This window comes from Cellulomonas sp. Marseille-Q8402 (genome assembly GCF_965119525.1).
Genome location: NZ_CBCPLX010000001.1, coordinates 1,921,649 through 1,934,876 on the forward strand (window position 1 = coordinate 1,921,649; position 13,228 = coordinate 1,934,876).

General features: G+C 76.4%; 13 protein-coding genes and 1 riboswitch. Of the genes, 8 read left to right on the forward strand and 5 right to left on the reverse strand.

What is annotated here, in order from left to right:
* Positions 1–2 precede the first annotated feature (2 nt).
* The 4 genes from ACWPWW_RS08835 to ACWPWW_RS08850 are packed head-to-tail and all read left to right on the forward strand — an operon-like array spanning position 3 to position 3,407.
* Entirely contained in the window at positions 3–962 is a 960-nt protein-coding gene (locus ACWPWW_RS08835; RefSeq protein WP_454049943.1) for an ABC transporter permease, read from the forward strand.
* Positions 959–1,852, forward strand: coding sequence for an ABC transporter permease (locus ACWPWW_RS08840; RefSeq protein ID WP_454049944.1), 894 nt, complete (start codon positions 959–961; stop codon positions 1,850–1,852). The genes ACWPWW_RS08835 and ACWPWW_RS08840 overlap by 4 nt, the downstream gene beginning before the upstream one ends.
* Complete coding sequence (locus ACWPWW_RS08845; protein ID WP_454049945.1) at positions 1,849–2,652, forward strand: ATP-binding cassette domain-containing protein; 804 nt, start codon at positions 1,849–1,851, stop codon at positions 2,650–2,652. The genes ACWPWW_RS08840 and ACWPWW_RS08845 overlap by 4 nt, the downstream gene beginning before the upstream one ends.
* Positions 2,649–3,407 carry an ABC transporter ATP-binding protein gene (locus ACWPWW_RS08850; RefSeq protein WP_454049946.1) on the forward strand — a complete coding sequence of 253 codons (759 nt, stop codon included), beginning with the start codon at positions 2,649–2,651 and terminating at the stop codon, positions 3,405–3,407. Before ACWPWW_RS08845 ends, ACWPWW_RS08850 begins: the two co-directional genes overlap by 4 nt.
* A 78-nt stretch (positions 3,408–3,485) precedes the next feature.
* Here ACWPWW_RS08850 and ACWPWW_RS08855 read toward each other — a convergent pair whose 3' ends face one another.
* Both ACWPWW_RS08855 and ACWPWW_RS08860 read right to left on the reverse strand, forming a co-directional pair.
* The gene (locus ACWPWW_RS08855; protein ID WP_454049947.1) at positions 3,486–5,618 is read right to left on the reverse strand and encodes an acyl-CoA dehydrogenase family protein; all 2,133 of its coding nucleotides are present in this window, start codon (positions 5,616–5,618) and stop codon (positions 3,486–3,488) included.
* A gap of 102 nt (positions 5,619–5,720) precedes the next feature.
* Complete coding sequence (locus ACWPWW_RS08860) at positions 5,721–6,407, reverse strand: TetR/AcrR family transcriptional regulator (RefSeq protein ID WP_454049948.1); 687 nt, start codon at positions 6,405–6,407, stop codon at positions 5,721–5,723.
* A 127-nt stretch (positions 6,408–6,534) separates the two neighbouring features.
* Here ACWPWW_RS08860 and ACWPWW_RS08865 point away from each other — a divergent pair, with 127 nt between their 5' ends.
* The 3 genes from ACWPWW_RS08865 to ACWPWW_RS08875 are packed head-to-tail and all read left to right on the forward strand — an operon-like array spanning position 6,535 to position 10,189.
* Positions 6,535–7,872 carry an acetyl-CoA C-acetyltransferase gene (locus ACWPWW_RS08865; protein ID WP_454049949.1) on the forward strand — a complete coding sequence of 446 codons (1,338 nt, stop codon included), beginning with the start codon at positions 6,535–6,537 and terminating at the stop codon, positions 7,870–7,872.
* The gene (locus tag ACWPWW_RS08870; protein ID WP_454049950.1) at positions 7,869–9,236 is read left to right on the forward strand and encodes a 3-oxoacyl-ACP reductase; all 1,368 of its coding nucleotides are present in this window, start codon (positions 7,869–7,871) and stop codon (positions 9,234–9,236) included. Before ACWPWW_RS08865 ends, ACWPWW_RS08870 begins: the two co-directional genes overlap by 4 nt.
* The gene (locus tag ACWPWW_RS08875; protein ID WP_454049951.1) at positions 9,233–10,189 is read left to right on the forward strand and encodes a MaoC family dehydratase; all 957 of its coding nucleotides are present in this window, start codon (positions 9,233–9,235) and stop codon (positions 10,187–10,189) included. Before ACWPWW_RS08870 ends, ACWPWW_RS08875 begins: the two co-directional genes overlap by 4 nt.
* 20 nt (positions 10,190–10,209) lie before the next feature.
* Here ACWPWW_RS08875 and ACWPWW_RS08880 read toward each other — a convergent pair whose 3' ends face one another.
* Both ACWPWW_RS08880 and ACWPWW_RS08885 read right to left on the reverse strand, forming a co-directional pair.
* A complete protein-coding gene (locus ACWPWW_RS08880; RefSeq protein ID WP_454049952.1) occupies positions 10,210–10,497 on the reverse strand; it encodes a hypothetical protein in 288 nt (95 codons plus the stop codon).
* Positions 10,490–10,909, reverse strand: a complete 420-nt coding sequence (locus ACWPWW_RS08885) for a hypothetical protein (RefSeq protein WP_454049953.1) — start codon at positions 10,907–10,909, stop codon at positions 10,490–10,492. Before ACWPWW_RS08885 ends, ACWPWW_RS08880 begins: the two co-directional genes overlap by 8 nt.
* 75 nt (positions 10,910–10,984) lie before the next feature.
* Between ACWPWW_RS08885 and ACWPWW_RS08890 the strand changes: the two genes are divergently transcribed.
* Complete coding sequence (locus ACWPWW_RS08890) at positions 10,985–11,608, forward strand: pentapeptide repeat-containing protein (RefSeq protein ID WP_454049954.1); 624 nt, start codon at positions 10,985–10,987, stop codon at positions 11,606–11,608.
* A 61-nt stretch (positions 11,609–11,669) separates the two neighbouring features.
* Here ACWPWW_RS08890 and ACWPWW_RS08895 read toward each other — a convergent pair whose 3' ends face one another.
* On the reverse strand, positions 11,670–13,055 hold the full coding sequence (locus ACWPWW_RS08895; protein WP_454049955.1) for an aminotransferase class V-fold PLP-dependent enzyme: 1,386 nt from the start codon (positions 13,053–13,055) through the stop codon (positions 11,670–11,672).
* 47 nt (positions 13,056–13,102) lie between these two features.
* A riboswitch (SAM riboswitch) is annotated at positions 13,103–13,218 on the reverse strand.
* Positions 13,219–13,228: the final 10 nt, after the last annotated feature.

The window sequence follows — 13,228 nt, forward strand, 5'->3', positions numbered from 1 at the left end:
CCGTGCGTGCCGCGCTGCTGCGGGTCGGCGCCCTGCTGATCTCCCTGCTCCTGGCGAGCGTGGTCGTGTTCGTCGTGCTCCGGCTGCTGCCGGGCGACAGCGCGGGCACCTCGCTGGGCGTGGGCACCACCGCGGACCAGCTCGAGCAGCTGCGCAGCGAGCTCGGGACGGACCAGCCGGTGGTGACGCAGTACGTGCAGTGGCTGGGGCAGGTGGTCCGCGGCGACCTCGGCACGTCCTTCGTGTCGCGGCTGCCGGTCGCGGACCTGATCGCGCAGAAGCTGCCGATCACGGTGCCGCTGAGCCTGTCCGCCTTCGTCCTGGCCGTGCTCGTGTCGGTGCCCCTCGGCGTCATCGCCGCGGTGCACCGGCGCGGGCCCGTCGGGGTGGCGGTCTCGGCGGTGTCCCAGCTCGGCGTCGCCGTGCCCGTGTTCTGGGTCGGCGTGCTGCTGGTGCTGGTGTTCGCGCTGCAGGCGGGCGTGCTGCCCGCCGGCGGCTTCCCGCGGACCGGCTGGGACGACCCCGCCGCCGCCGTCCGGTCGCTCGTGCTGCCGGTGGTGACGGTCGCGATCGCCATGTCGGCGGTCATGGTCCGGTACGTGCGGTCGGCGACCCTCGACGTCCTCGACCAGGACTACCTGCGCACGGCGCGCTCGCTCGGCTACGGCCGCTGGCGGGCACTCGCCCGGCACGGGCTGCGCAACGCCGCCGTGCCGGTGGTGTCGATCCTCGGCATCGAGCTCGCGACCTCGCTGCTCGGCGCCGTCGTCATCGAGAACGTGTTCGCGCTGCCCGGGCTCGGCACGCTGCTGCTCGACTCCGTGACGTCGCGCGACCTGCCCGTGGTGCAGGCGCTCGTGCTCGCGCTGACGGGGGTCGTCCTCGTGACCAGCACGCTGGTGGACCTGGGGCAGCGCGCCATCGACCCGCGCCTGCGGCTGAGCCGGGAGGTGGCCGCGTGACCGAGCTCGCCACCACCACGACCGCGCCCGACGCGATCGCCCCGGGTCCCGCCACCGAGCCGCGCACCCGGCGCCGGGGCCTGCCGCCGTCGCTGGTCGCCGGGGCCCTGCTCGTGGGGGTCGTCGCCCTGGTCGGCCTCGTCTCCCTGGTCTGGACCCCCTACGCGCTGGACGACACCGGCACGGGCGACCGCCTGGCCGGCCCGAGCGCCGCGCACTGGGGCGGCACCGACCGCCTGGGGCGCGACCTGCTCAGCCAGCTGATGACCGGCGCCGGCAACGCGCTGGTCGTCGCCGCCGCGTCGATGCTGGTCGCGGCCGTGCTCGGCGTGCTGGTCGGCGTGCTCGCGGGTGCCACCCGGCGCTGGGTCGACGTCACGCTGCTGTCCGCGGTCGACCTCCTCATCGCCTTCCCGACGCTGCTGCTGGCCATGCTGATCGTCACCGTGCGCGGGGCGTCGCTGTCGTCGGCCGTCTGGGCCATCGGCATCTCCGGGTCCGCGGTCATCGCCCGGGTCACCCGGGTGAACGTCGCCCGCGTGCTGCGGGAGGACTACGTCACCGCGGCCACCGCGTCGGGGACCGGCTGGTGGGGCGTCGTGCTGCGGCACGTCGTGCCCAACGTCTGGCCGACGCTGCTGGTGCAGCTGATGCTGCTCGGCGGCGGCGCGGTGCTGGCGGAGGCCTCGCTGTCCTACCTCGGGCTCGGCGCCCCGCCGCCGAACGCGTCCTGGGGGCGGCTGCTGCACGAGGCGCAGTCCACGATGCTCGTCCAGCCGTGGGGCGCGATCCTGCCCGGGCTCGCGATCGTCGTCACCGTGCTCGGCCTGAACCTGCTGGGCGACGGCATCCGCGAGCGCACCGACCCGAACCTGCGAGGCGACCGATGAGCCCCCTGCTGTCCGTCGAGGACCTCACCGTCACCACGTCGGGCGGCCGCGCCCTGCTCGACGGGGTGTCCTGGTCGCTGGACGCCGGCGGGCGGCTCGGCGTGGTCGGCGAGTCCGGCTCGGGCAAGTCGATGACCGCCCTCGCCGTGCTGGGCCTGCTCCCCGAGGGCATGCGGGCCACGGGCCGCGTGCTGCTGGACGGCACCGACCTGCTGACGCTCCCGCCCCGCCGGCTCGCGAAGGTCCGCGGCGCGCAGGTCGCGATGGTGTTCCAGGAGCCGCTGACCGCGCTCGACCCGCTGATGACCGTCGGCCGGCAGATCACCGGGCCGCTGCGGCTGCACCGCGGCCTGCGCGGGTCCGCCGCCCGGGACGAGGCCGCCCGCCTGGCGCGGCTCGTGCACCTGGACGACACCGAGCGGATCCTCGGCTCCTACCCCTGGCAGCTGTCCGGCGGGCAGCGGCAGCGCGTCGCGCTGGCGATGGCGCTCGCCTGCGAGCCGCGGGTGCTGCTGGCCGACGAGCCGACCACCGCGCTGGACGTGACGGTCCAGGCCGAGGTGCTCGACCTGCTGGACGACCTGGTCGACCGCACCGGGGTCGCCCTCGTCCTCGTCACGCACGACCTGCCCGTCGTCGCCCGCGTCGCCCGGGACCTCGTCGTCATGCGCGACGGCCGGGTCGTCGAGCACACGTCCGTCGCGGCCGCGCTGGCCGGCGGCGAGGCGGCGTACACGCGCGAGCTGGTCGGGGCGGCGCGCGCCGTCACCGGGCTGCCGACCACCGGAGGAGACCGATGACCGCGCCCGTGCTCGAGGCCGCCGTGGTCACCCGGTCGTTCGGCGCCACCCGGGCCCTCGACGGCGTCGACGTCCGGGTGGAGGCCGGCCGCAGCCTGGGCATCGTCGGCGAGTCGGGGTCCGGCAAGTCGACCCTCCTGCGCCTGCTGCTCGGCCTCGACTCCCCCAGCTCCGGGGAGGTCCGCTACCGGGGCGAGCTCCTGGACCGCCGCGACCGCGGCCTGCTGCGCCGGCTGCGCGCCGACGTGCAGCCGGTGTTCCAGGACCCGCGGTCCTCGCTCGACCCGCGGATGCGGATCGGGGCCGTCGTCGCCGAGCCGCTGCGCTCGCTCCGCGTGCCCGGCGACCACCGGGCCCGGGTCGCGGCCGTGCTCGAGTCCGTCGGGCTGGACCCCGACGTCGCCTCCCGGTACCCCGCGCAGTTCTCCGGCGGGCAGCGGCAGCGCATCGCCATCGCGCGGGCGCTCGCGCCGTCGCCGTCGGTGCTGGTCGCGGACGAGCCGGTGTCGGCGCTCGACGTGTCCGTCCGCGGGCAGGTCGTCGAGCTGCTGCAGCGCCTCGCACGCGAGCAGGGGCTGACGCTGGTGCTGGTGTCGCACGACATCGCCGTGGTCGCCCGGCTCTGCGAGCAGACCGTGGTGCTGCACCACGGCCGCGTCGTCGAGCAGGGCGGGACGGCCTCGGTCCTGGCCACCCCCCAGCAGCCGTACACCCGGCGCCTCCTGGCGGCCGTCCCCCAGCTCCCCGTCCCCTGATCCCATCAGGTGGAGACTTCTGCCCGGACACGCCGCGCGTGTCGGGCAGAAGTCTCCACTCGGTGGTGGGGACCCGGGTCAGCGGGTGGGCTTGGGCTCCGGGACCGGGTCCGTGCCCGACGCGCGGGCCGCGCGCTGGAACTCCCGCGCCTCGTCCTGGCGCGCGGCCTCGGCGCCCGAGGCGATCTCGGCGCGCACGTGCTCGGGGCCGTACCCGAAGGCGTCGACCAGGTCCTGCGCGTGCGGCCGGAGCCGCAGCAGCAGCCGCTCGATGTACGACGTCACGGTGCGCGCGCGGCCCGCGGACAGCCGCCCGTTGACCAGGTACCAGGCGAGGTGCCGCTCGATGACGGTCAGCCCGAACAGGTCGCGGAGCCAGGTGAGCACCTGGCGGGTGCCGGCGTCGGGGACGGTGTCCAGCGCCCGGGTGAACGCCTCCCACTGCAGCAGCTCGGCGTGGGCGCGCGCGGCCTCGACCAGCTCGTGCTGGTGGGCGTCGAACAGCTGGGCGGCGACCTCCGGGGTGGCCCGGCGGGCCGGGCGCAGGGCCTGGGCGAGGTCGGCCACCATCGTGGCGACCCGGTCGGCCAGCAGGTCGCGCTGGGCGTGCGGGTCGCGGAGCTGGCCGGCGGAGCGCCGCACGTCGCCGGCGTCGACCAGGGTCTGCACCGCCCGGGCCAGCGGCATCCGGTGCAGCGCCGCGTCGGCCGCCTTGCCCGCCACGAGCCGGGCCAGCACCGCCGGGTCGCCCCCGACCTGCTGGCCGTACCGGGCGAGCAGCCGCTTGCCCACCAGCTGGTACAGCACCGTGTTGTCGCCCTCGAACGTGACGTAGACGTCGAGGTCCGCCCGCAGCGACGTGAGCCGGTTGGCCGTGAGGAACCCCGCGCCGCCGCACGCCTCCCGGCAGGTCTGCAGCGTGGTCAGCGCGTGCCAGGTCGACGTCGGCTTGAGGGCGGCGGCCAGCGTCTCCAGCTCCTCGCGCGACTCCGGGGTGTCGTTCGCGCCGGAGAACACCTCGTCGAAGGCGGTCAGCAGGTGCTCGTGCGCGAAGGTCCCGGCGTAGGTCTCGGCGAGCAGCGGCAGCAGCCGTCGCCGGTGCTCGGCGTAGTCGAGCAGGACGACCTCCTCCGTCGGCGACGGCCCGGCGAACTGCCGGCGCTGGTTGCCGTAGGTCACCGCCGTCACCAGGCCGATCTTGGCGGCGTTCACCGCGGCACCGTCCAGCGACACCCGGCCCTGGACCAGCGTGCCGAGCATGGTGAAGAACCGGCGTCCCGGGCTGGGGATCGGCGACGTGTACGTGCCGTCGGCGGCGACCGCGCCGTACCGGTCCAGCAGGTCGGTGCGCGGCACCCGGACGTGGTCGAACCAGAGCCGGCCGTTGTCGATGCCGTTCAGCCCGCCCTTGAGCCCGTCGTCCTCGCCGCCGACGCCCGGCAGGAACGCGCCGGTCTCCGGGTCGCGGATCGGGACGTAGAACGCGTGCACGCCGTGGTTGACCGGGCGACGGTCGTCCGGCCCCTGGGCCACCAGCTGCGCGAACACGACCGCGGCGGTGCCGTGCTGGCCCGCGTTGCCGAGGTAGTCCTTCCACGCCGCCCGGAACGGGGTGTGGACGACGAACTCCTCCCGCGCGGGGTCGTAGGTGGCGGTGGTGGCGATGCTGGCGACGTCCGAGCCGTGGCCGGTCTCGGTCATCGCGAACGCGCCCGGCACCGCGACGGACATGGCGTCGGGGAGGAACCGGTCGTGGTGGCTCGCGGTGCCGAGGTGCAGGATCGCGGACGCGAACAGGCCCCACTGCACGCCCGCCTTGATCTGCAGCGAGGGGTCGGCGGCGACCAGCTCCTCGAACCGCGCGAGGCTGCCGCCGTGGTCGTCCGCTCCGCCGAGCCGCGACGGGAACGCGCGCAGCACGTCGCCCTCGGCTGCCAGGGTGCGCAGCTGGTCGAGGACGCGCTCCCGGTGCTCGGCGACGGAGATGCCCTCGACCCGCTGGAACCGCTCCTGCGCGATGATCCCGCGGGCGCCCCGGCGCAGGTCGGCGTACCGGCCGAGCAGCACGTCCGTGAGCCGGCCGACGTCGACCCGGGGGTCGGCCGGCGCGCGGCGGGTGGCGTGGCCGGTGCCGGTCGGGCGCACGGTCGCGGTCGGCGTCGTCACCGCGGGGCCGGGGGTGGTGGCCGGGGTCGGTGCGGTCGTGGTCATGGACGATCTCCCTCGATCGGTGCGTCGTCGTCGACGCGGGTCCGTGCAGGTCCGTGCAGGTCGGTGCAGGTCCGTGCCAGTGCTGGTCCGTGCAGGCGCCGGTCAGCCCGGCGGGTCGGCGGGCCGGGCGGTGCGCTCGCGGGACAGGACGCCGACCGGGCCGGCCCAGAGCCAGGCGGCGACGCGGGTGGCGACGTCCTCGCGGTCGGCGCCGGGCTGGGCGGCGAGCCAGCGCTCCCCCGCACCGCGCACGAACCCGACGGCGCCCGCGGCCCAGAGCCGGGCCCACGCGGCGTCGTCGCCCGCGTCCGACTCCTCGACGCCCAGAGCCCGGACGAACGGCGCGGCGACCATCTCGGTCACGGAGTCGAGGAACGGCCCGACGGAGCCGCCGCGGGTCACGAACGTGTAGACGTGCGGCGACGACTCGATCATCGCGAGGTAGCTGTCGACCATCCCGCGCAGCGCGTCGCGCGGCGTGCTGGCCCCGGTGGCGGCGGCGTCCAGCGCGTCCCGGATGTCGGCCACCACCGCCGCGGCGACGGCGAGCTGCAGGCCGTCCTTGTCGGTGAAGTACCGGTAGACGATCGACTTCGACGTGCCCGCGGCCGCGGCGATGTCGTCCATCGACGCGTCCGGCCCCTCGTGGTGCACGACGCGGCGGGCCGCGCGCACCAGCTCGGCGCGGCGGGCCTCGCGGTGGTCCTCCCAGCGGGTGGACCGGCCGTCGTCGGGCCGCGCGGCACCGTCGGCCGTCGCCGTCGACGTCTCCCGGGTGATGGGGCTCACAGAACCGACGGTATCAGGTACTGTGAGTTTCGGGCACTGCCGCAAGGGACCGAAGTCCTGGTCTTCGCGGGAGCCGCCCGGGACTGCACCACCCAGCGACATCGACGACGATGCGGGAGGACCCCCCATGACAGCCACCCCCAGCCCGACGCCCGGCGCCACGCGCGCCGTGGTCGTCGGCGGCAACCGGATCCCGTTCGCACGGGCCGGCGGCGCCTACGCCCGCGTGAGCAACCTCGACATGCTCACGGCAGCACTCGACGGGCTGGTCGCCCGGTTCGGCCTGCAGGACGAGGTGCTGGGCGAGGTGGTGGCGGGCGCGGTGCTCAAGCACAGCCGGGACTTCAACCTCACCCGGGAGGCCGTGCTCGGCTCGCCGCTCTCCGCCCGCACCCCCGCGTACGACCTGCAGCAGGCGTGCGCGACGGGCCTCGAGGCCGTGGTGTCGATCGCGAACAAGATCCGGCTCGGCCAGGTGGAGTCCGGCGTGGCCGGCGGCGTCGACTCGGCGTCCGACGTGCCGATCGCCGTCAGCGAGGGCCTGCGGCGCACCCTGCTGCAGCTCTCCCGCGCGAAGACCCTCCCGCAGCGGCTGCAGGCCGCGTCCGCGCTCCGGCCGCACGACCTGAAGCCCGCGACCCCCCGCACCGACGAGCCGCGCACCGGCCTGTCGATGGGCGAGCACCAGGCGCTGACCACCGCGCAGTGGGGCATCGCCCGGCAGGCGCAGGACGAGGTCGCGCTGGCCAGCCACCACCGGCTCGCCGCCGCCTACGCCGACGGGTTCTTCGACGACCTGGTCACGCCGTACCGCGGCCTCGTCCAGGACCAGAACCTGCGCGCCGACACCTCGCTCGAGAAGCTCGCGAAGCTCAAGCCGGTGTTCGGCACGCGCCTGGACACCCCGGCGACGATGACCGCCGGCAACTCCACCCCGCTCACCGACGGCGCCTCGACCGTGCTGCTGGCGTCGGAGGACTGGGCCCGCGCCCGCGGCCTCACCCCGCTGGCCGCCGTGGTCGACGCCGAGACCGCCGCCGTCGACTTCGTGCACGGCGAGGACGGTCTGCTCATGGCGCCCGTGTACGCGGTGCCGCGGCTGCTCGCGCGGCAGGGGCTGACCCTGGCCGACCTCGACTACGTCGAGATCCACGAGGCGTTCGCCTCGACGGTGCTCACCACCCTCGCCGCGTGGGAGGACAAGGAGTTCTGCCTCTCCCGGCTCGGCCTCGACGACGCCCTCGGCTCCGTGGACCGCGAGCGCCTCAACGTGCACGGCTCCTCGCTCGCGGCCGGCCACCCGTTCGCCGCCACCGGCGGGCGGATCGTCGCGAGCGTCGCCAAGCAGCTGCACCGCCGTCGTGCGGAGCTGCTCGCCGCCGGCGAGGACCGCCCGGTCCGCGCCCTGGTGTCCGTCTGCGCCGCCGGGGGCCTCGGCGTCGCCGCGATCCTGGAGGCGGCGTGACCAGCACCGACCGCTACCTGGACCTCGTCAACGGCGGGGTCACCGCCACGCTCGCGAAGCAGCTCGGGCTGCCGCGCCCGGCCCGGCTGCACCGGCACCGCCCGGGGTCGCCGCTCGTGGACGGCCCCGTGCTGGTGCTCGGGACCGGCGGCGACGCCGACACGCTCGCGCAGTTCCTCGCCGGCACGTCGCCCGAGCACAAGGGCTGGGACCTCGACGTCCGCCGGCACGCCACCGAGGGCACCCGGTTCGCCGCGGTGGTGCTCGCGCTGACCGAGGTCGAGCACCCGCAGGACCTCGCGGAGCCGCTGCTCGCCCTGGCGCCGGTGCTGAAGACGCTGGCGTCGCACGGCCGCGTCGTCACCGTGTCCCGGCCGGCGACCCCCGACCAGGCGCCCGCCGTCGCCGCGGCCCGCCAGGGCGTCGACGGCGCGCTGCGGTCCGTCGCCAAGGAGCTCCGCGGGGGCTCGACGGCGAACGGCGTGGTCGTCGCCGACGACGTGCCCGTCACCGCGCCGGGCGTGCTGGGCGCGCTGCGGTTCCTGCTCTCCGCCCGGTCCGCGTACGTCGACGGGCAGCTGCTGCCGGTCGACTCCGCCGCCGGTGCGCTGCCCGCCGACTGGGAGCGGCCGCTCGAGGGACGGGTCGCCGTCGTCACCGGCGCCGCCCGCGGCATCGGGGAGGCCATCGCCACGACGCTCGCCCGCGACGGGGCCACCGTCGTCGCGGTCGACGTCCCGGCCGCCGGGGAGGCGCTGGCCGCCGTCGCCAACCGCGTCCGCGGCACCGCGCTCCAGCTCGACGTCACCGCGGCCGACGCCGGCGACCGGATCCTCGAGCACGCGCTCGCCCGGCACGGCCGGCTCGACGTCGTGGTGCACAACGCCGGCATCACCCGCGACAAGCTGCTGGCCAACATGACGCCCGACCGCTGGGAGTCCGTCATCGCCGTGAACATCGCCGCGCAGCTGCGCATCAACGAGGCGCTGCTCACCTCCGGCGACTTCACCGACGCCCCGCGGATCGTCTCGCTCGCCTCGACCTCCGGCATCGCCGGCAACCGCGGGCAGTCCAACTACGCCGCGTCCAAGGGCGGCGTCATCGGCATGGTGCAGGCGACCGCGCCGCTGCTCGCCGCGTTCGGCGGCACCGCGAACGCCGTCGCGCCCGGGTTCATCGAGACCGACATGACGGCGCGGATGCCCGCCCTCACCCGGCAGGTGGCGCGGCGGCTGTCGTCGCTGCAGCAGGGCGGCCTGCCGGTCGACGTCGCCGAGGCCGTCGCGTTCCTCGCGTCGCCGCAGGCCGGTGGCGTCGCCGGGCAGGTGCTGCGGGTGTGCGGGCAGAGCATGGTGGGGCGGTGACGGCCGTCGCCGCCCCCGGGACCCGCCGCGAGGTCGAGCTGCGCGAGCCGCCCGGCCTCGGCGCGCTCTACGCCCGGGCCGGGCTCGCGTCGGGCCGCGCGGCGGTCGGCGGTCCGCTGCGCCGCGCGCTCGGCGGGGCCCCGTCCGCGCCCCGGTCCCCCGTGCTGCCCGCCGTCCTGCACCGGCTCGACGACGTCCGGCCCGACCCGGGCGCCCTCACCGCCTACCAGCACCTGGTCGGCGAGCCGGCCGGCGACGTGCTGCCGGCCGGCTACGTGCACGTGCTCGCGTTCCCCGTCGCGACCGCGCTGATCGTGCGCGCCGACTTCCCGCTGCCCGCCCTCGGGATGGTGCACCTGGCCAACCGCGTCGAGCAGCGCGAGCCGCTGCGGGTGACCGACCTGCTGGACGTCCGGGCCTGGGCGCAGGACCTGCGGCCGCACCGCAAGGGCGCGCAGGTCGACCTGGTGACGGAGGTCCGGCGCGCCGGCTCCGCGCCGGGCGACGTCCCCGCGTGGCGCGGGGTGTCCACCTACCTCGCGCCCGGCGTCCGGCTGCCGGGCGCCGCGCCCGAGGAGGCGGCCCGGGCCGAGTTCGTCCCCCCGGCCCCGACCGGGCGGTGGGCCCTCGACGCCGGGACCGGCCGCCGGTACGCGGCGGTGTCCGGCGACGCGAACCCCATCCACCTCACGCCGCTCACGGCACGGGCGCTCGGGTTCCCGCGGGCCATCGCGCACGGCATGTACACCGCCGCGCGGGCGCTGGCCGACGTCGGCGCCCGGCGCGGTGAGGCGTACACGTGGGACGTGGAGTTCGCGGCACCGGTGCTGCTGCCCTCGTCGCCCGCGGTGCGGGTGGGACGTGGCGAGGACGGGAGCGGGTGGACGGTCGTGGCGTGGGACGGGAAGCGGGGGAAGCTGCACCTGTCGGCGGCGGTGCGACCGCTGGTGTGAGGTGTGCCGGCGTACGCGCGTCAGGTGAACAGCGACCGCCACATCTGCTGCACCAGCCCGCCGCGCGTGAGGCGCTTGTGCTCCTCGTGCCAGTACCGGGCGGACTCCAGCGAGAGCCGGATGAACTCCTGCTCGCGCTCCCGCGCGCGCCGGGCGTCGTCGTGCCCGCCGGTCCGGGGCTCGAAGCGGCTGAGCTCGAGGCGCCAGAGGGCCTCGTCCCGTGCGTCCTCCTCGGCGAGCGCCTGCCGGCGCGCCGCGCGTCCGCTCGGCCTCGTGGGCCGCCTGGTGATGTCGGTCCGGTCAGTCATGTCGGTGCTCCTGCTCGTCCTCGGACCCCCCGGGCCACGCTATCGCCGCGAGCGCGACGGTCACAGGGGTGGTTGCCGCACGCCCCAGCGCCGACATCACCGGAGCCACGTCCTGCCGCCGGTCGTCGTCGGCGCGCTCGACGGCCCAGCGGTACGCGTCCCACCAGTGGGCGAAGTCGCGGTCCTCGACCTGCGCAGCCCTCGCCTGCGCGATCGAGGCCTCGGCCCGCCGTCGCTCCTCGCGGGCCATCGTGACGTCCGCGCGGATCCGCGACCGGGCCGCCGTCAGCGCGAGCACCGCGGCGACGACCGCCGCGACCGCGGCTGCGCCGGGCGACAGCAGGAACGCACCCACCCACTCGGCCGGGCCGGCCGAGTGCGCACCCGCTGCGATGACGTCCCGCATCTCCATGCCAGCACGCTACGGCGGCGCGGACCGCCGGCGGCCGTCGTCCACAGGCTCGATCCGGGATGCCACCCTGGTCCCATGACCACCCCGCCCGAGGACACGCTGGAGCTCTACGCCGGACCGCTCGAGCCGGAGGGCGACTACGACCGCCTCCTGCTCGACGGCCACGACCTGGCGGGGGTCGACGCCGAGAGCAGCCGGTTCATCGAGTGCCTGCTGCGGGGCTGCGACCTCGACGGCGCGACGGTCGACCACGCGCACCTGGTGGACACCACGCTGGCGGACTGCCGCGCCGGCACGTTCCGCGCCCGGTCCGGGACGTGGCGGGACGTGACGCTGCGCGACTGCCGGTTCGGCGCGCTGGAGGCGTTCGGCGGCTCGTGGGACCGGGTGACCGTCGAGGGCGGCAAGATCGACTACCTCAACCTGCGGGACTCGCGGGTGCAGGACGTGCGGCTGGTCGGCTGCACCATCGGGGACCTGGACCTGGCGGGCGTGAAGGCCGCGCGCGTCCGGTTCGAGGGCTGCCGGATCGGCCGGCTGGACGTCACGCGGGCCCAGCTGCGGGAGGTCGACCTGCGTGGCGCGGACCTCGCCGGGCTCGACGGCACGGCGGGGCTGAAGGGCGCGACGATCAGCAACCAGCAGCTGCTGGAGCTGGCGGGGGCGCTCGCCGCGCACCTCGGCGTGACGGTGCGCTGAGGCGGTCCGGGCCGGCCTGCCCCCCGCTCGGGCCGACCCGGACCGCGTCTGCGGGGAGGCCTCAGTCCTCCACGGCCGGACCGCACGCGGCGGCGGCGGTCGCGGCGATGGTGTCGATGCCCGACACCGCCGGCCGCGGGCGGGTGTCCCCCGCCACGGTCCAGCAGCCGTCGACGACCTCGTACGCGGCGCGCGGGCCGTCGGTGACGAACGCCCGCAGGCCCGCGAGCAGCCGGTCGACCGTCTCGGCCGTGGTGCCGACGCCGACCGAGGCGCGGATCGCGCCGCCGGAGACGCCGACCCGCGCCAGCAGCGGGTGCGCGCAGAACCGCCCGTCGCGCACGCCGATGCCGTGCTCGGCGGACAGGTACGCCGCCACCAGCCCGGCGTCGTGGTCGCCCACGGTGAACGCGACGACGCCGACCGGGTCGCTGGAGTCCGACCACAGCCGCAGCACGCGCGCACCGGGGACGTCCGCGAGCCCGGCGACGAGGCGGTCCCGCAGCGCCTGCTCGTGCGCGGCGAGCGCACCGGCCGGCAGTGCGGCCAGGGTGTCGCACGCCTCGGCGAGCGCCACCGCGCCGAGCACGTTGGGCGAGCCGCCCTCGTGCCGGGCCGGCGCGGGCTGCCAGAGCGTCCGGTCGGTGCGGACGTCGCGCACCGCGCCGCCACCCGCGAGGTACGGGGTGCCCGTGTCCAGCCAGTCGCGCCGGCCGATCAGGGCACCCGCGCCGAACGGGGCGTACGTCTTGTGGCCGGAGAACGCGACGTAGTCGACGCCGCTGGCCGCGAGCGAGAACGCCCGGTGCGGCAGCAGCTGCGCGCCGTCGACCGCCACCCGCGCACCGGCCTCCTGCGCCAGCGCGACCACGGAGGCGATCGGCAGCGCCTCCCCGGTGACGTTGGACGCGCCGGTGACCGTGACCAGGGCGTACGGCTGCCGGGCGAGCTCGTCGCGCAGCGCCGTCAGCGTCGCGGCCACGGTCGGCGCGGCGGGCAGGATCGTCGCCGTCCGGCCGGACCCGCGCACGGAGCGGACCCAGGGCAGCAGGTTGGCGTGGTGCTCGACGTCGAGGACCAGGACCCGGCCGCCGTCCGGCACGCAGCCGGCCAGCAGGTTGAGCGCGTCGGTGGTGTTGCGCGTGATGACGGTGACGTCGTCCGCGCGTGCCCCGACGAACCGCGCGACCGCGGCCCGCGACGCCTCGTACAGCGCGGTGGACACCTGCGACAGGTACCCGGCGCCGCGGTGCACGGACGCGTACAGCGGCAGCACCTCGACGACGCGGGCGGCGACCTGCTCGAGCGCGGGTGCGGACGCCGCGTAGTCGAGGTTGGCGTACGGCACGGACCGGCCGTCGACCAGCGGGACGGGCGTGTCGCCGCCGACGACGGGCAGGAGAGCGGTCTGGGCCGGTGCACACGAGGTGGTTCCGGTGACGGACATGGGAGTACCCCCGAACGATCGGTGGGGAGCCCGTCACGGACCGGGCGACCCCGCGCTTGCCGGCCGCCGAACGGCGGTCGACCAGGTCGTCACCCGGGGCACCCCGCCGCGGAGGGAGGGTTGCCGGCCAGCGAGCCGGGGCTTGACGCTGGCGCTCATGACCTGCGTCGAGG

Bases quoted from the DNA above. Each gene is read 5' to 3' on its own strand.
- ACWPWW_RS08895 (WP_454049955.1), bottom strand. From the start codon at position 13,055: ATGTCCGTCACCGGAACCACCTCGTGTGCACCGGCCCAGACCGCTCTC.
- ACWPWW_RS08885 (WP_454049953.1), bottom strand. From the start codon at position 10,909: ATGGAGATGCGGGACGTCATCGCAGCGGGTGCGCACTCGGCCGGCCCG.
- ACWPWW_RS08845 (WP_454049945.1), top strand. From the start codon at position 1,849: ATGAGCCCCCTGCTGTCCGTCGAGGACCTCACCGTCACCACGTCGGGC.
- ACWPWW_RS08850 (WP_454049946.1), top strand. From the start codon at position 2,649: ATGACCGCGCCCGTGCTCGAGGCCGCCGTGGTCACCCGGTCGTTCGGC.
- ACWPWW_RS08855 (WP_454049947.1), bottom strand. From the start codon at position 5,618: ATGACCACGACCGCACCGACCCCGGCCACCACCCCCGGCCCCGCGGTG.
- ACWPWW_RS08880 (WP_454049952.1), bottom strand. From the start codon at position 10,497: ATGACTGACCGGACCGACATCACCAGGCGGCCCACGAGGCCGAGCGGA.
- ACWPWW_RS08865 (WP_454049949.1), top strand. From the start codon at position 6,535: ATGACAGCCACCCCCAGCCCGACGCCCGGCGCCACGCGCGCCGTGGTC.
- ACWPWW_RS08890 (WP_454049954.1), top strand. From the start codon at position 10,985: ATGACCACCCCGCCCGAGGACACGCTGGAGCTCTACGCCGGACCGCTC.